This window comes from Sphingobacterium athyrii (assembly GCF_003071065.1).
Lineage (GTDB): Bacteria > Bacteroidota > Bacteroidia > Sphingobacteriales > Sphingobacteriaceae > Sphingobacterium > Sphingobacterium athyrii.
The window spans coordinates 127,007-142,831 of sequence record NZ_QCXX01000001.1 but is presented as its reverse complement, the minus strand read 5'-3'; the positions used below and the strand labels follow the sequence as shown (position 1 = coordinate 142,831).

Genomic DNA, 15,825 nt, shown 5'->3' with positions numbered 1-15,825 from the left:
TACCAAATGAAATTTTATTCTAATAAATTATAGACACGGACATAATCAATTTCAAATGTTGCCGGAAATATTGTGTCGTCGATACCTTCTTTACCACCCCAGTTGCCTCCGACAGCCAAATTGATTAACCAATGGAAATTCTGGTCAAAGGGCCATTCTTTAAAACTCTTGTTTTCATTGTCAACGTGGAAAATCTCCTGTTCATCAACAAATCCTTTGATGTAGGCTGGAGTCCAGTCGATACGATAGTTATGAAACCTGTCGGAAACGCCGGATACCTTTTTTTTACTTGTTTTCTGTGTGTTGATGCCATGATTGTATGCTTGGGTGTGTGTAGAAATATGAACCACATCCTGATCGTATCCAACATGTTCAAGTATATCTATTTCCCCTGAATTGGGCCAGTCACCATATTTCCAATTGGTGGGAAGCAGCCAGATAGCGGGCCAGGTGCCACGGCCTCGTGGTAGTTTTGCCCGGGCCTCAAATCTGCCGTAAGTGAAATCCCCCTTATTCTTACTTGTCAGCCGTGCGGAGGTATAGGATTTACCGCCTCTATTTTCCTTTTTCGCCGTAATCTTCAGGACGCCATCCTGCACTAGGGAATTTGATCGTGAAGCTTCCATATAATATTGTAATTCATTGTTTCCCCAGCCGTCATAGAGGGAACCGATATCGTAGGACCATTTGCTTTTATCCGGTAAGCCCGAGTAATTAAATTCATCAGACCATATCGGCACTGGCGAAAAGTGATAGGCTCTGCCACTGGTCTTATTTAAAGTTGATCTCACATAAAAGGGGATATTTGCCGTCGCAACATTGTTATTTCCATCGCTTGCATATACAAACAACCGATAGGCACCTTCTTTGGAAGGAGCAGTTAATGTACCCTTGTCATCCGCACTATTTTTGATAAATCCGGCTAGCGCCTGTGGCCGTTCTTCACGGTCACCACCTTCTTTAAGGTCAGTGCTCTCTTGGAGAAGTTCCCAGCGTATCCTTAATTTATCCCCGTCGGGATCCTGTACAAAGACTTTTACGGGATAGGTTTTTCCAGATTCAAGATAGATGAAATCTTTTGCCTGCCTGTTGTCCAACAAAAAGGAATCCAGCTGTGGCGCCCGATTGTCTGGCCATTTGCCCGACCAGAGGTAATGCATCACATCGACAACCTCATTTTCTTCGCCAGCTTCGGTGAACAGTCCATACCAGGTCGGTGTACGTTCCTGCTTCTGTCCCCACAGAAAGACATAAGAGCCCAGACAGTTTTTGTCCTGACCGATGGAGGCTTCGTATCGGCTTTTGTAAACGGCTGCTTTCTCGTGGCTGGTTTCTTCAATCGATGCACCCCAAGGTGTTTGTAGGCCTTCCCAATGGCCCGTAGGGCCCCATTCTGTCACGATATAGGGTTTGTTCCAGCCTGTTTTTTGCAATTGTTCAGGTACGGAGGCAAGTCCGCCATACACCTGCACGGCAAGAAGGTCCAATGCCGGACATTTGCTTTTAATATAATCAATTTCCTTTTGATTTATACCGGCGAGCATGGTGGTAACCAAGTGATTGGGATCTAATTCATGGATCATTTTGGCAATGCCATTGACAGCATCCCAGACCTTGGGATTACTGTAATGCAAGTTGAGTTCATTGCCGATTCCCCACGCCAATAGGGCCGGATGATCTTTGTATTTCAGAATCACTGTACGCAGGTATTCTTTTTGTTCTGCAACCGCCACCGGGTCATTGTAATCGAAGCCATGCCGTTCTGTTTTCACGTCGAGACCCAGGGTTACCGTAAGTCCCAGCTGTTGTGCTTTATTTAGGATTTCATCTGCTTGGTAAGGGCTCCATGTGCGTATGGAGTTGCCTCCATACGCTTTTAATTGTTCCATATTGCTTGTTCCGCCCGCCCCTCTGATGAAGTAGGGCTGCCCGTTGCGCATGATTGTAAAGCCACCGTCGACCTTAGTAATTGTTGTTTTAACGGGTTTCCCTTGCTGTCCCCATCCGATGGGAAGGAAGAGAAGGTTGAGCAATAGGAAAGCGAGTAGTCTTCCTGCTATCATCATTTATCGAAAGTTAGGATTTGCATCTATTTGAGTTTGTGGTATAGGGAGGAACTCGCTTACACCGGGAGTGAATTTTGCACCGAATACTTCTTTTGCCCGTCCTGTACGGATCAGGTCATTGAAACGCTCGCCCCACCATTCACAGGCAAATTCGGCGCGGCGTTCGTCCAAAATCTGGTTTAAAGTGACATTTGTAATTGCTGTTAGTTTGGCACGTTCACGGATCAGACGAAAAGGCTCATCACCATTTTGTCCCTTTCTGACTTTGGCTTCTGCATTTAATAAAAGTACATCCGCGTAACGTAGTATACGCACATTATTGTTCGCCCCATATTCCATTCGACCTGCCGTCATCTGTGATTTTGGAAGATAGGCCTTGCCGTTGAAATATTTGACACCGAATGGATTCCCATAGACAATATCGCCGCTTGGTGTTGTTGCCGTAGTTGCCGGGTTGCCGTTGATACCGCAGTATAAGATTGTCGTTTTTAGCCGTTCGGTTTCGCCTCTATTGGTTAAGAAATCAACGATATTCTGTGAAGGTGGGACCCAGCCGGCACCAGAAATAGGACTTCCTTTTTGATCACCTGAAGGACCTTGCCACTTGAAAAACGTTCCCCAATCAACACCGGGACGAACAATATCCCCGGTTCCTAATCCAAAATCGGAGTATTGCAGTTCAAAGATAGATTCATTAGACAGTTTTCCCGGAATTTTAAAAAGTTCATAGTAGTTGGGGTATAAGGAAAATTTGCCACTTGCGATAATTTTGTTTGTGGCATCGAGGACCTCGTTCCAATAGGTACTTCCGTTATCATTTCCCGCCAAATCTGCTGCGGCTTTCGCTTTCAAAAGAAGCGCGGAATATCGTGTTACCGCACCAACGTGCTTGGACTGATTAGGACGCGCATCTTCAAGATCCTCCGAACAGGCATTCATTTCATCAAGGATAAATTGGCGAACCTCTGCGGCTGTACTTTTATTGATTGTGGCCAGGCGACCGATATTATCGCTGTCAATTAAAATAGGTACATTTCCAAACAGGCGTGATGCCATGAGATGGGCGTATGCCCTTAGAAATCTGACTTCGGCCTTGTATTGTTTATTGAGTTTGATGTCAGCTGAATTAGATGCGGGGATTTTTGCGGCGAAGTTATCCAGTTCGATCAATGCATTGTTTGCTGCAATAACAAGGCTGTAATAACTGATCCAAGATTGATTTAATCCCCAATACGATTGAATTGTGACGTCATTTTGGAAATTTTTGATACCCATTAATTCGGGGTTGTCATTCGGATTCGGTGCAGCCTGTTGGTAATCGTCATCGCGCATACAACGAATGGAAAGGTCAATCCAGTGCACCAGATTATCATCTGAAGCCGAACGATATACACCGGAAACAGGACCATACATTAAAGCCGTATTGCTGTAATCAATCTCCTCAGAACGCTGCTGGTTTTCTAAGGGCTTGTCCAAAAATTTACTACAGCTCGATAGGCCGAAAGAAATGCCTAAACAGCTTGCAATCAGGATATATTTAAAAGTTTTCATGCAGTTTAAATTAAAGGGTTAATAGTTAGAACGATACTTTGACACCTAGACTATACGTAGAGGCGATCGGATACACATTGGCATCGAATCCCATTCCGGATATTTCTGGCGTAAATCCATTGTATTTGGTGAAAATAAAAGGCCGGTCGGCTGTTGCAAATACACGTACCGGTATTTTGTTCAGATCAAAGTTATAGCCCAATTGTATGTTCTGTATCCGTAGATAGGCTCCACTTTCAACAAAAAAGGAACTGGCTTGAAGATTCCAGGATGCAACGGAACCTTTTGCGGAGGGATGTGTATTACTACTTCCTTCTCCGGTCCATAGGTTTTCGATGAATGCGGCATCTGCGTTCATCTGATTATATTTTCGGCGCATCGCGCGATTAAGATTATGGATCTTGTTGCCGGCTACACCCTGAAAAGCAACACTTAAATCAAATTTTTTATAATCAAATGCTAAGTTAAATCCATAGGTAATGGTCGGAAGGTAATTGCCCAGGTTGACGCGGTCTTTTTCATCAAGTTCACCATTGTTGTTCTGATCCTTGTACTGAAGATATCCGGGTAAAATCGGTGTATTTGGATTTTGTTGGTTGTATTTTTTTGCGATAGGATCCATATCAATCTGAGCCTGGTTTTGGTAGACCCCTGCGACTTCATAGCCATAATAGAAGTTGATGGGCTGATTAAGCTCTATACGTGCCGGGAATTCCGCTGACCATTCCGGATAACCATTCATGATATTTTCCAGTCCGCCAAGATTCTTTACCCGATTTTTTAGTGTGGTCAGGTTTCCGCCTATTGCATACCCGAAGTCACCGACCTTGTCTTTCCATTGCAAACCAATCTCCCAGCCACTGTTTGTCACACTGCCCCAGTTGCCATAGACACGATCCCAGGAAAAGGGGATGGGCCGGCTAAAGGCAAGATCATTTGTCGTGCGATGGTAATAATCTACTGACCCTGTCAAACGGTTGTTCAACATAGCAAAATCCAGACCGCCATCCCATTCCTCAACAACTTCCCAGCGGACTTGGGTAAAAAAGCGGCCGACGCGGTATCCGGGAACTCGGATGCCATTTGTTGCTCCCTCGCTGCCAAATATACCCGAGTAGTTGTTGCCGGAATAGATCGTTGCATAACCTGCATTGGGCTGGATACCATCGTTCCCCAATTTACCCCAACTTCCACGGAGCTTTAACTGATTGAAGAGCTTTTGGTTTTCCATAAACTTTTCGCGTGTCAATACCCAGCCCAGACCAACTGATGGAAAATAACCCCATTTCGTTTGGTATTTTGAACTTCCGTCCGCGCGGAATGTTGCAGTCAGCAAATACTTGTTGTCATAGTCATAAGTACCTCTGGTAAAGTACGATATTCCTGCATTCCGAGATCCTTTTTCGCCATAACCAGTGGCTGAACCAGTACCTTGGGCATCTACGCCGACATACCAAAACTCCTCGGATGCAGGTACATCATTGGCTTGGACCCAGGTTTCGCGCCAACGTTCCTCACGTGAAGACTGGCCTAATAGCAGGGACCAGTGATGCTTACCTGCCTGATCTTTATACGTTAGGAGGTTATCCAAAATATAATTGGTATTACGAGCCTGTGCTGACCGTAAAAAGGAGCGGTCATTGCGCTGATCATTGTCAATATAATAGACTGGATTATAATTTATATTGTGTGTGGACTGATACCTTTGGCTGAGCTGCGAACGAAAAGTGATCTTATCCTTCCACAATGTTGCTTCCAGATAGATGGTAGGCAGGATCTGGAAACCCTTTGTTTGGTTTGTATTGTAAAAGGCTGTTGCGATGGGATTGTTGTACCAAAAGCCAGATTGCATGCCGATTGCAGTACTCGAGCCGAATTTCTCTGGTTTGGCGAGTTCCAGGGAAGGATCATAGACAGGATAGAGCGGAGAGGCGAAATAAGCTTGTCTAAAAGCGGCATTATTTGGCGAGTAGGTTTTGAAGTTATTGAAATGCGCGCTAAAACCCGCCTTTAACCAGTCTGTTACTTTGGCATCCGCCTGCATGCGGATATTGTATTTTTGGTTCATATTGCTGGCATCCATAATTCCATCCTGTTTGACGTAATTAAGTCCCATGGAATAGGTGATTTTATCGGATCCGCCCATGATGTCGAGGTTATGGTTGGTGATCAGGGCTTTGGAGCGCAGGAGTTCGTTGAACCAATCGGTGTCCATCGCCGGATTAGTCTCGGTCCCGCCAAACTTTTGCACCGAACTTTTTACGAAGGCTTCATTACCAATGGCTGTCGCATAGGCTGCATATTGCTGTGCATTGGCCATTTTGAGGACATTTGTAGGTGTTTGGAAACCAGCGAAACCATTATATGTAATTTTTGATTTCATATTTAGGTTTCCTTTTTTTGTGGTTACCAGAATGACACCATTTGCGGCACGTACCCCATAAATTGCAGCACCCGAAGCGTCCTTTAAAACAGAGATGTCAGCGATATCATTTGGATTCAGAAAGTCAATGTTGTCCATGAACATTCCATCCACAACATACAGCGGAGTTTCATTATTAAAGGAACCCACCCCACGGACACGAACGGAGGGTGATGAGCCCGGTGCTCCCGAACTTACGATTTGCACACCCGCAACTGCACCTTGTAGCGCATCCATTGGATTGGAGACGGTACGTTTGACCATTTCTTCCATATTTACTGTGCCAATAGGGGCAGTTAGGTCGCCCTTGCGTTGCGTACCGTAACCCACGACAACCACTTCATCGAGATTGAAATCTCCTTTTTGTTTGAGTTGAATAGTTAACGTAGTTCCGTTTACTGGTACTGTTTTCGTTTCATATCCCAGTGATGAGATGATGACATCATTAAAGTTGGCGGGAATGGCGAGTGTAAATTCCCCGTTTTCATTGCTACTTGTACCTATTTTGGAGTTCCCCCGTACAACGATACTGGCGACAACAGGATTACCCTGCTCGTTTGTAATCCGCCCACTGATTGTTCTGCTCTGTGCACTTACCATATTCGTTAGGCAGGAGAACAGCACAGTACCGGCAATAATACTGATATTATTTTTCATGTGTAATGAATTGAAATTTAGGAATTGTTTATAATTATCAAGAGTCAAAATTAGCCTTACAGATATGATTAATGAATTTTAAAGATACTACAACACTACTTCATGTTGGGTTTTTCAGCTATAATTCAATATATTTGGGATACGTCAAGTTTACGTCAGCCAATTGAAGGGAATTATTATGAAGTGTTTTGCCATCCTTTTTTTTATCCTATTTTCTGCTTTTTCAAATGCATTATTTGCTCAGGATTTGCTTGGCTTGCCTTTGGTCTACAATTATAGTAAATCCATATATCAAGGTGGGAGCCGTACCTGGGATATCAAACAGGATAGTCATGGCATCATGTACTTTGGTAACAGCGAAGGGCTGCTGACCTTTGACGGACGATACTGGAAAACATTTTCCCTGCCCAATCACACCAATATCCGTTCGATCTGGATTGATGCCGACGATCGAATTTATGTTGGTGGACAAGGTGACTTTGGGTATTTTGAACGCTCACCGCAATCGGGTTTAGTCTATCGGTCATTGCAGGATTTAGTTCCCGAAAAATACAGGAACTTTGCAGACATCTGGAATACGGTTGGTGTAGGGCAATCAGTCTTTTTTAGGGGGACCAATGTGATATTTGAATTAAAGGGACAAAAGATTCAAGTACACCCGGCGGCTGTAGAATGGTATTATATGGGGCAATCAGGGGGGATGCTCTATGCTCAGGATAAGAAGAATGGCTTGCTGGAGTTTCGTGATAATAAATGGACGCCATTTATCAAAGATCTGCCCTTCAAAGAAGTTAAAATAGCTGCTCTAATGCCTTTTGGTCAGGATCGTATGCTCTTGTCCACATTAAATAACGAAACCTACGCCTTAGAGGACAGGATATTGACACGATTGAATGCACAAGATGGCGATGGTAGTTACACACCGTCCTTAGCGAAAATCGATGATTCAACCTTTGTTGTCGGCAATGCAAAAGAAGGTTGTCACATACGCAACTTAGCTGGAAATACCATACAACGGATCGGTGTCCGCGAAGGTCTGCAAAATAAGAATGTCACCGCTGTCTTCGTGGACCGACAAAAGAATATATGGATCGGTACGGATAATGTGATTTCTGTGATAAGTTATGGAAGTGCCATTCGGTATCTCAGACCCAATATGGAGAATGATGTGACCGGATATTCTGCCCTGATCTTTAATCATACACTCTATCTCTCTTCCTCGAATGGTGTATATTATGCGGGTATAAAAAACGGTCTGCTTGATCAAAGCCGTTCACCAGCGGTTTTTTCATTGCTTTCGGGAAGTGATGGCGGAGAAGCCTGGCGCTTGGAACAGCTCAACGGCCAATTGCTGCTTGGACACAATAAAGGGTTATTTCAGATTATGGGACATTCCATCAGACCATTAAGCCGGGGGATTGGAACGTGGAAATTGCTTCCGCTAAATATGGTTTATCCGATTGAAGAGACCTTGGTCGGAACCTATCAGGGATTGGAGCTATTGCATTTTCATAATGGCGTTTTCTCTTCCAGAGGCCCGCTCAATGGGCCCTCGGATTCTTTCAGGTTTCTTGAACAGGATGAACATGGAACAATATGGGCTTCTCATCCCTACAGAGGGATCTATCGCATAACACTTTCACAGGATAGAAAGTCATATCAGGCTCAACTCTACACGCAAAAACAGGGACTCCCCGCGGATTATCAGAATTATGTGTTTAAAATAAAAAATCAGGTGGTCTTTGCGACCGAAAAAGGGCTTTACAATTATGACTATGCTAGGAAGCGATTTGTGCCAAGCAAGCAATTTGATGCCTTTAAAGATCTGACCATACGCTATCTAAGGGATGACCAAGATGGGAATGTCTGGTTTTGCACAAAAAAAACGGTCGGTCTGGGGCAATTTGATTCAAAAAAGGAAACTTATCATCTGATTAATTTTCCAGAAATAGAAGGCATGAATACCTCCGGCTTTGAACATATCTATAGTTTTGATCGAAATAATATCTATGTAGGAGCAGAAAAAGGAGCGCTTCATATCAATTATGATAAATACCTGAAACAAAGTGTAAAACCTGTCGTTATACTATCGCGAATCGTGGCAACAGGGAAGGGTGATAGCCTTATTTTTGGCGGTTTTTTTTCAAATGCTTCAAAACGGGGACAAGCGTCTGCAAAGGATAGTGTCCTACAGTTGCCCGCTGTTTTCAATTCTTTCCGATTTAGCTTCTCCTCACCAAGTTATGGCATACATCAACATCTTGAGTTTAGTTATAAACTGTCGGGATATGACGAGAATTGGTCTTCCTGGACCCAGCAGTCAGAAAAGTCATACACCAACTTGCAGAATGGTCAATATACGTTCTTAGTGAAGGTACGGAATAATCTCAACCAGGAATCCAATGTGGAGGAATATAGCTTTGTGGTGCTGCCGCCTTGGTATAAAACGGTATGGGCAAAAGCGTTCTATTTTTTGCTCTGTATACTTGGCGTATTGGGGTTGATTCGTTTTCGGAAAATCGAACAGCGCAAACAACAACGGAAACACGAACAACAATTGGCGCAACTGCGCTATATCCATCAGCTGGAAATCGAGAAAAATGAAAAGGAAATTGTGAAGCTGAATAATGAGAAGTTAGCGCACGAAGTGATGGCAAAGACTAAAGAACTGGCAAGTACAAGTATGCAGTTGCTTGAAAATTCGGGGGCATTAATTAAAGTACGAGATGAACTATCTAAGCTCGATACGGGGGAGGATGAGGATTCAAACCTAAGGCGTATCAACAACCTGTTGAAAGACATTGAAAAAAATAGTGCCAATTGGAATCAATTTGCTAGTCATTTTGATGAGCTTAATGATGGTTTTTTGAATAAATTAAAGGAAAAACATCCCGGATTGTCCCGTAATGACTTGAAAGTATGTGCTTATCTGAAGCTACATTTCACATCAAAACAAATCGCACAATTGCAGAATATTACCGTTAGGGGAGTAGAAATCCATCGGTATAGATTGCGCAAAAAGTTACAGGTTGAAACAGAGCTGTCATTAAACGACTACCTGAATGCTATTTAAAATTAAGTGGGGATGCTATTATCATAAAGTGTAATTTTCATCGCACCAGAGCGAGGTATTTTTCACTTTTTAGGGGCTGAATGAATAGATCGGTCCAATAGAAGAGCAAAAAAAGCACCGGCGATATAAGCGAGCAGATCAGACCAGAGAAAACCTTGGCCAAATAGTAGCCGCAGAAGCGGATGGCTGCGGACACTGATCAATAACGGATGTTGTACCAGTTGTAAAAACTCGATTGTGAAACAAAATACAAGGGTACTTACAAAACAAAAGTTGAACGATCGATGGAAAAAAATAAACCTGCATAACCAGTAGGTCATCACGGCATATAAACTATCCCCAACATAGAGAGGGATAACCGTTATTTTGCGGGCAAGTAATCCCATAACTATTGTAATGATTATTAACGCCAAATAGTGGCCTCTGGTGAAGTTCATTATTGTGGGACTAAGTAATTTCTTTTTTTGTATAGCTATTTTTCGCGACTAATTCTCCTGGACAAACTGTTTTAATATCCTATTCAACACGGTGAAATCTTCTTTTCCAGCTGGATATTGATTTATATTTCTAACACTATGATTTTGATCATTGATGAAACCTAGTGCATCATGCTGTATAAATCCGTTTGTCATAACTAATCCATTCGTTATACAGCTCGCAATGTATAGAGCATGATCCGCAAAAACTGGAATAGCGGTCAAATGTTTGGCTACTAAGGTAAGGGTCTCCTGTTTCTGCTCGGCTGTAATACCCAGCATAGGCATAAATAACAAGAAGAGAAGCGGATAGCGTGCAAAAGATTTTAGTTCATCCAAGGTAAAAAACCAGGCCTCGAAATGACCGCCTAGATTACCGATGTAGTTATCATTGAGAAAGAAAACAATTGCATTTGAACGGAATTGGATATGAATGGACAATTCTTCTGTCAGGTCTTCAGTGATATATCGAAGTACTTCATCATCTGTTTTAGGAGGGAAGAAAAATTGTTCCCAATTTGCAAAATCTTCCGTATCAATTTGCATAACCTCCAGTGCTTCATCAATATTTAATTCGTTTTCAGCATCGTAACCACGGAACCAACATAAATAATAATACCAAAAGAATACGTTTCCTTCAAGCTCCTCTATTGAAATGCGTTTATCCATAATAGACCACTAGATTTATGGCTAAATATAAAAAGAAGTTTATAGAGAATGATGATATAGGGCAAAAAAACACTTATAAAAGGTAGCTAGTAGACTATATTTGCTATAATGGATTATCGTTCTAGATTATACTTTAACGATTTTTGGCATTTTATTGTGATGAATATTTTATATTTTAGGGTAATCATTTGAATTATGCCAAAAATATTATTTCTGTTAAGCTTTTTTTTTAGTTGCAACATACTATTTGCTCAAATCCGCATCATTGATAGTCTGAGTGGTGAACCTGTGCCCTTAGTGAACATTTACACTGAAGACGGTACATTATTGGGCGTGGCAGATACGAAAGGGGAGATCGCACTGGATTCGCTCCGGAAAAATGCAAATTCGGTACTTATATTACAGCATATTTCCTATAATAATTATCAGGAAACAATTGGTTCGTTACGTAAAGAGAAGCTGGTTAAATTGATCCCCCGAAGTATTAAAATAGATGAGATCGCTATTGCGGATAAGAGCAAATATGATTATCTGATTTTAAAGGGTTATTTTAGAAATACAACTTTTTTTAACAAGCGAGCACGTTATTTTTACGATGGTATTATTGCGTATTATATTCCATTGAAAGATAAAAAAGGAAAGGTCTACCATCGGGTTTTGGATTATCGGATTTTCGAGGACTCCCTCACAACTAGGAATTTTAAGGAAGTAATGGGCAATTTTTGGAGCTGGAATCCACATGTGATGCGGATGAAAGCACAGTCTGTGGTCAATGATCTCCCGTCCAAATTTGTGTTGGTTCAGGACAAGGAAAGGAAATTAATCAGAACGGGTAATCTGAATACAGGATATATACAAAAGACAACGCGTGGTGACGTGCAGGTCTATTTTGATATCATTCCACCCAATAGCCAAAAGGAAGTCAGTTTCTTCAAGCTTAAAGGCCAACAATACACAGGCGTGACGATGGAAAATTATACAGAGACCAATCTTGATAAGCCCGAGCCAAGTAAATTGGTCAGTAAGGTGATGATGAACGTAGGGGCTATTAAAAGAGGACGTAAATCAGAATTTGTCCCTTTTGACTTTTTGAGTGAATTTTATACACAGGAACGTAAATTCATTACCAAAGAGGAATTCAAGTCCGTAAAGAAAGAGCTGACGTCAGGTATTTGGCTGGATTTGAAAAGTAGGTATGCCAATAAATTTTGGCTGGACAACCCTAAATTTGGCATCCCACAGTTGAATCCGTTTATTGAGAAAAAGTTTGGTAAGGAGCTGCTCGAACTAAAGTAAGTTAGCGAGCTGATATTGCTCGATTTGAATCACCTGTTCCTAATTATAATGGTATCATTATGATTGTAACACAAATGGGCCGATAGATCGAGCTTTTTCAAGCCTTCTGCTAGATCTCTTTGGATTTTTTTATAATGGCCTTTTGTAATATCCAGTTCAAGCGCAGTAGAAAGCATCTTTATTCGATTCCCGTGTTCATCCAATGGATAGATGAAGAACAATCGCGCCCTACCAGCGTATTTTTTTGAAAACATCCGTTGAGTGAAGGTATCGTAGGTCGGGCCTATGACAAATTCGTGATCCGCATAATGAAATGATTGAGCTTGTTGAAAGTTTCGACGGAGTTCCAGGCGATCCGTATAAATCGTTAATTTGGTGGCGAATCTTTCGTACAGGCAATAGCAAAAAAAGAGGAAACAAAATAACGCGAATCCAATTAAAGGCCAAGAAAAATAATCAGCGAAAAATAGGAGATAACAAAGCCCGCCGCAGATGATTAAGGGGCTTATCATATAAAAAGTCCATTGATTATTGGGATAGTATACCTTCATATCTCAATTATATCCGGGGTAACTCAACAATGTGCTAGCGCCATCTATTTTCTTGTGTAGGATATCGTTTCAACTGGATTGCCAAAAACCTTCTTCTGACCCTTTTGCTGTAAAAAGATTTCATATTGTGCGATTTCAGCGGCGATCTTGTAAATGACCTGTGTGTCGTGTTGCGGATGGATCTTTGCAAGCAACTGTGCCTGCTGTCCAAAAATCTGAAGCTGATTTACCAGTGAATGGTTTATTTTCATTTCATAAATATCATTTAAGTGGATATCTAGAGCTGTTTTTTTATGTTGTTTGATGATCATATGCTGGCGATCGATAAGTACTTCTATTTTTGGATTGATGATCTGCAATAGCATAACAAATGGACCTATTACAATGATAGCAACCAAAAAGCCAAGTCCTTTGGCTGATCCGAAATTATTGACAGCGTCGGCCATTCCATTGATTCCGCCATAGATGATACTGAAAATGATAAAAACAATAAACAGATAGGCAAATCCAAAGATTAAGCCTTTCTTAACGTTGTGTGATTTAAACTGAAAAGTCTTCATAAGGCGAATTTAGATATGTTATGTTCCTATTCAATATTCATTAATTGGATAAAGATATTTATATTTATCCAATTAATGATATAGACATGCATGAGAAAGTACGCTTTCTTGTTAACGTACCCACACTTGAAAAATAGTATTCAGATTGAGCGAAAGAATTTAGGCAAAAAAGGGGATTATGCCACGGCGATTATGTTCGGCGTTATTTCTCTGTTGGGGATCTTTTCAATTTTCTGGGATTGGAAATCGAGTTTAGCACCTGTGGTTTGTGTGATTATAACCTATTTTCTGAACCGTAAGATAATAATCTTGGAACATTTGAAATGGTTTTTCGTTGGTTTGATTCTTGTGGGGCTACTCTTGTCTTGGGGGATACAGTTGTCCTTGTGGATGTTCATCTTACAGTTTCTGGCATTAACTTGTATCCTGGGTGTGATAAGCTCGGTAAAGAAGCTCGGGCGGGATCGTCGCGATGTTATTTTTTCATTGAATGCGGACAACTTTTCGTGTCTCTGTCCCGGGAGCAATGATTACAAAGGCTATGCACTTAACCCCATGGGGTATAAAAAATACTTTATGACGAAAGATATTGATTCCATTCAGCAGGACAGAAATGGATTGCTCATTGTTGTAAAAGGGGAGGTTTTGCGGCCACGGGAATTATCGGCATCTGAAGTAGCACAAATTTTAGCCTATTTCAATGCCAATCACGTTGAATTAATAGCGGCTATTCCTGCACAACATATTTACCGTGAAGAAGGGGAGCTGGCATGGGTTAAGATTTTGGTTTTTGGTATTCCATGTGCATTAGGTGGCCTTTCAATTTACTTCTTGGGCGATAATGGACGAAATATAGCCGTCAGCGCAATCAGCATTTTGCTGGCCATCTTATTGGTACCTTTGCTATTGAAATTTGTCAATATATGGAAACGGGGCTCACTAAATAAGTAATGTTTATTTTAAGAAATTAGCATACCAATGTCCTGATGATTTTATGATGCGTTGCTGGTTTTGAAAATCGACATAAACCAAACCGAATCTTGGGCGATATCCTTCGGCCCATTCAAAGTTGTCTAAAAAGGTCCAGACAAAATAGCCCTTCACATTTATCCCTTCTTCTTTTGCCTTATGGACATTTTGTATTGCTTCCTGTAGATAATCCACTCTTTTGGGATCATGCACCTGTCCGTTCTCCATTCGATCTTGAAAAGCTGCACCATTTTCAGTGACAATGAGGGGCGGCATATTGGGGTAGCTGCTGAATTTCTTTAACATATGATAAATGGAGCTAGGATATACTTCCCAGTTCATTTCGGTCATTTCGACTTTACGTTCCTTGGCTGTTACGATTTTGGCCCGGAGGTAAGGAACAAAAATGGCATGACGAATCATCTCACGGGTATAGTTTTGAATACCAATGAAGTCCATGTCAAATTTTAATTCTTTCTCGTCGCCCGGTTTCATGTATTTTTCAATTCGATTGAGAATTTTGATTTCCTGCGTTGGATAGCCCATACCTAGTAGCGGTTCAATAAACAATCTGTTGAGCAATACATCAGCTTTTTTTGCCGCAATAACGTCTTTTTCTCTTGAAGTGAATGGCTCCACGTGGGAACAGGAAAAAGTGGTTCCTACCAGGCTGTCTGGTTGTAAGGATTTTATAATTCTGGCACCATGAGCCTGTGCTAATGCGGCATGATGGGCGGCAGAAAGAAAGTTGCCCAAACCTTTTCTTTCCGGAGCGTGCACACCAAAGAAGTAACCGGCAGCTGTAAATACGGTGGGCTCATTGAGTACCATCCAGTTTTTGACACGATCTCCATAACGTGCCACACAGGTGCCAACAAATTCGCCAAACCATTCCTTGACATCACGGTTTACCCAACCACCTTTTTTTTCAAGGGCATGTGGGAGATCCCAGTGATATAAAGTAACCCAAGGCTTGATTCCCAATTCCAATGAAAGATCGATCAGCCGATCATAGAAATCCATGCCTAATGGATTGGATCGCCCGATGCCATCCGGTAAGATGCGGCTCCAGGATAGGGAAAATCGATAATTTGGAATATGCATTTCCTGCATTAAAGCAAGGTCCTGTATGTAGCGATTGTAGAAATCACAGGCTTGATCGCCATGTTGATTCTGAAATATACGGTTTCTCTTTTTTACAAAGATATCCCAGATGGAGGGACCTTTGCCCTGATGATCATGTGCCCCTTCGATTTGATAGGCAGCGGTAGACACGCCCCATATAAAATCTTTGCCAAAGGCATCTTTGGTTAAACGCATTTATTGAAATATAGTTGCCAGTAATATCGACCGACCTGAATATGAATTAATTTTTATGGAATCTTAGTGGTGAATAGAATGAACTGAACCGACCTAAAAAGATTCGAAATATAATCCTTTGGAAAAAATAGTTGATCGTTTTCATAACTGATACATTAAAGTGTTGACTCCATTAATTATCCTATTATAAAGGAACGAAACTGATATTAACTGGA

Annotated in this window: 10 protein-coding genes; 3 read left to right on the top strand and 7 right to left on the bottom strand. The window is 41.6% G+C overall.

Annotated elements, in window-relative coordinates; translation table 11 throughout:
• Positions 1 to 14: 14 nt before the first annotated feature.
• Genes DCO56_RS29455 through DCO56_RS00630 form a run of 3 tightly spaced genes read right to left on the bottom strand, consistent with a single transcriptional unit; the run spans position 15 to position 6,696 of the window.
• On the bottom strand, positions 15 to 2,066 hold the full coding sequence (locus DCO56_RS29455) for a glycoside hydrolase family 16 protein (protein WP_219929281.1): 2,052 nt from the start codon (positions 2,064 to 2,066) through the stop codon (positions 15 to 17).
• The gene (locus tag DCO56_RS00635) at positions 2,067 to 3,617 is read right to left on the bottom strand and encodes a RagB/SusD family nutrient uptake outer membrane protein (protein ID WP_108631856.1); all 1,551 of its coding nucleotides are present in this window, start codon (positions 3,615 to 3,617) and stop codon (positions 2,067 to 2,069) included.
• 25 nt (positions 3,618 to 3,642) lie between these two features.
• On the bottom strand, positions 3,643 to 6,696 hold the full coding sequence (locus tag DCO56_RS00630; protein WP_108631855.1) for a SusC/RagA family TonB-linked outer membrane protein: 3,054 nt from the start codon (positions 6,694 to 6,696) through the stop codon (positions 3,643 to 3,645).
• A 178-nt stretch (positions 6,697 to 6,874) separates the two neighbouring features.
• Between DCO56_RS00630 and DCO56_RS00625 the strand changes: the two genes are divergently transcribed.
• Positions 6,875 to 9,769 (top strand): two-component regulator propeller domain-containing protein, encoded by a 2,895-nt coding sequence (locus tag DCO56_RS00625; RefSeq protein ID WP_108631854.1) that lies wholly within the window; start codon positions 6,875 to 6,877, stop codon positions 9,767 to 9,769.
• A 62-nt stretch (positions 9,770 to 9,831) separates the two neighbouring features.
• Here the strand turns inward: DCO56_RS00625 and DCO56_RS30010 are convergent, their stop codons facing one another.
• Together DCO56_RS30010 and DCO56_RS00615 are read right to left on the bottom strand one after the other, a co-directional pair.
• Complete coding sequence (locus DCO56_RS30010; protein WP_181390421.1) at positions 9,832 to 10,155, bottom strand: ribosomal maturation YjgA family protein; 324 nt, start codon at positions 10,153 to 10,155, stop codon at positions 9,832 to 9,834.
• Between the two features lie 99 nt (positions 10,156 to 10,254).
• The gene (locus DCO56_RS00615) at positions 10,255 to 10,914 is read right to left on the bottom strand and encodes an Imm19 family immunity protein (protein ID WP_108631852.1); all 660 of its coding nucleotides are present in this window, start codon (positions 10,912 to 10,914) and stop codon (positions 10,255 to 10,257) included.
• A 195-nt stretch (positions 10,915 to 11,109) separates the two neighbouring features.
• Between DCO56_RS00615 and DCO56_RS00610 the strand changes: the two genes are divergently transcribed.
• Entirely contained in the window at positions 11,110 to 12,210 is a 1,101-nt protein-coding gene (locus DCO56_RS00610; protein WP_108631851.1) for a peptidase associated/transthyretin-like domain-containing protein, read from the top strand.
• Between the two features lie 595 nt (positions 12,211 to 12,805).
• On the opposite strand, the gene DCO56_RS00600 is transcribed toward DCO56_RS00610, so the two are convergent.
• A complete protein-coding gene (locus DCO56_RS00600) occupies positions 12,806 to 13,321 on the bottom strand; it encodes a hypothetical protein (RefSeq protein ID WP_108631849.1) in 516 nt (171 codons plus the stop codon).
• 126 nt (positions 13,322 to 13,447) lie between these two features.
• On the opposite strand from DCO56_RS00600, the gene DCO56_RS00595 reads away from it, so the two are divergent.
• Complete coding sequence (locus DCO56_RS00595; protein ID WP_146190950.1) at positions 13,448 to 14,272, top strand: hypothetical protein; 825 nt, start codon at positions 13,448 to 13,450, stop codon at positions 14,270 to 14,272.
• Positions 14,273 to 14,275: 3 nt separating this feature from the next.
• On the opposite strand, the gene DCO56_RS00590 is transcribed toward DCO56_RS00595, so the two are convergent.
• On the bottom strand, positions 14,276 to 15,610 hold the full coding sequence (locus DCO56_RS00590; RefSeq protein WP_108631847.1) for a GH1 family beta-glucosidase: 1,335 nt from the start codon (positions 15,608 to 15,610) through the stop codon (positions 14,276 to 14,278).
• Between the last annotated feature and the right edge of the window lie 215 nt (positions 15,611 to 15,825).

What these genes read in the sequence shown, in the direction of transcription:
- DCO56_RS29455 (WP_219929281.1), bottom strand. Translation starts at nt 2,066, where the DNA reads ATGATGATAGCAGGAAGACTACTCGCTTTCCTATTGCTCAACCTTCTC.
- DCO56_RS00635 (WP_108631856.1), bottom strand. Translation starts at nt 3,617, where the DNA reads ATGAAAACTTTTAAATATATCCTGATTGCAAGCTGTTTAGGCATTTCT.
- DCO56_RS00630 (WP_108631855.1), bottom strand. Translation starts at nt 6,696, where the DNA reads ATGAAAAATAATATCAGTATTATTGCCGGTACTGTGCTGTTCTCCTGC.
- DCO56_RS00625 (WP_108631854.1), top strand. Translation starts at nt 6,875, where the DNA reads ATGAAGTGTTTTGCCATCCTTTTTTTTATCCTATTTTCTGCTTTTTCA.
- DCO56_RS30010 (WP_181390421.1), bottom strand. Translation starts at nt 10,155, where the DNA reads ATGGGATTACTTGCCCGCAAAATAACGGTTATCCCTCTCTATGTTGGG.
- DCO56_RS00615 (WP_108631852.1), bottom strand. Translation starts at nt 10,914, where the DNA reads ATGGATAAACGCATTTCAATAGAGGAGCTTGAAGGAAACGTATTCTTT.
- DCO56_RS00610 (WP_108631851.1), top strand. Translation starts at nt 11,110, where the DNA reads ATGCCAAAAATATTATTTCTGTTAAGCTTTTTTTTTAGTTGCAACATA.
- DCO56_RS00600 (WP_108631849.1), bottom strand. Translation starts at nt 13,321, where the DNA reads ATGAAGACTTTTCAGTTTAAATCACACAACGTTAAGAAAGGCTTAATC.
- DCO56_RS00590 (WP_108631847.1), bottom strand. Translation starts at nt 15,610, where the DNA reads ATGCGTTTAACCAAAGATGCCTTTGGCAAAGATTTTATATGGGGCGTG.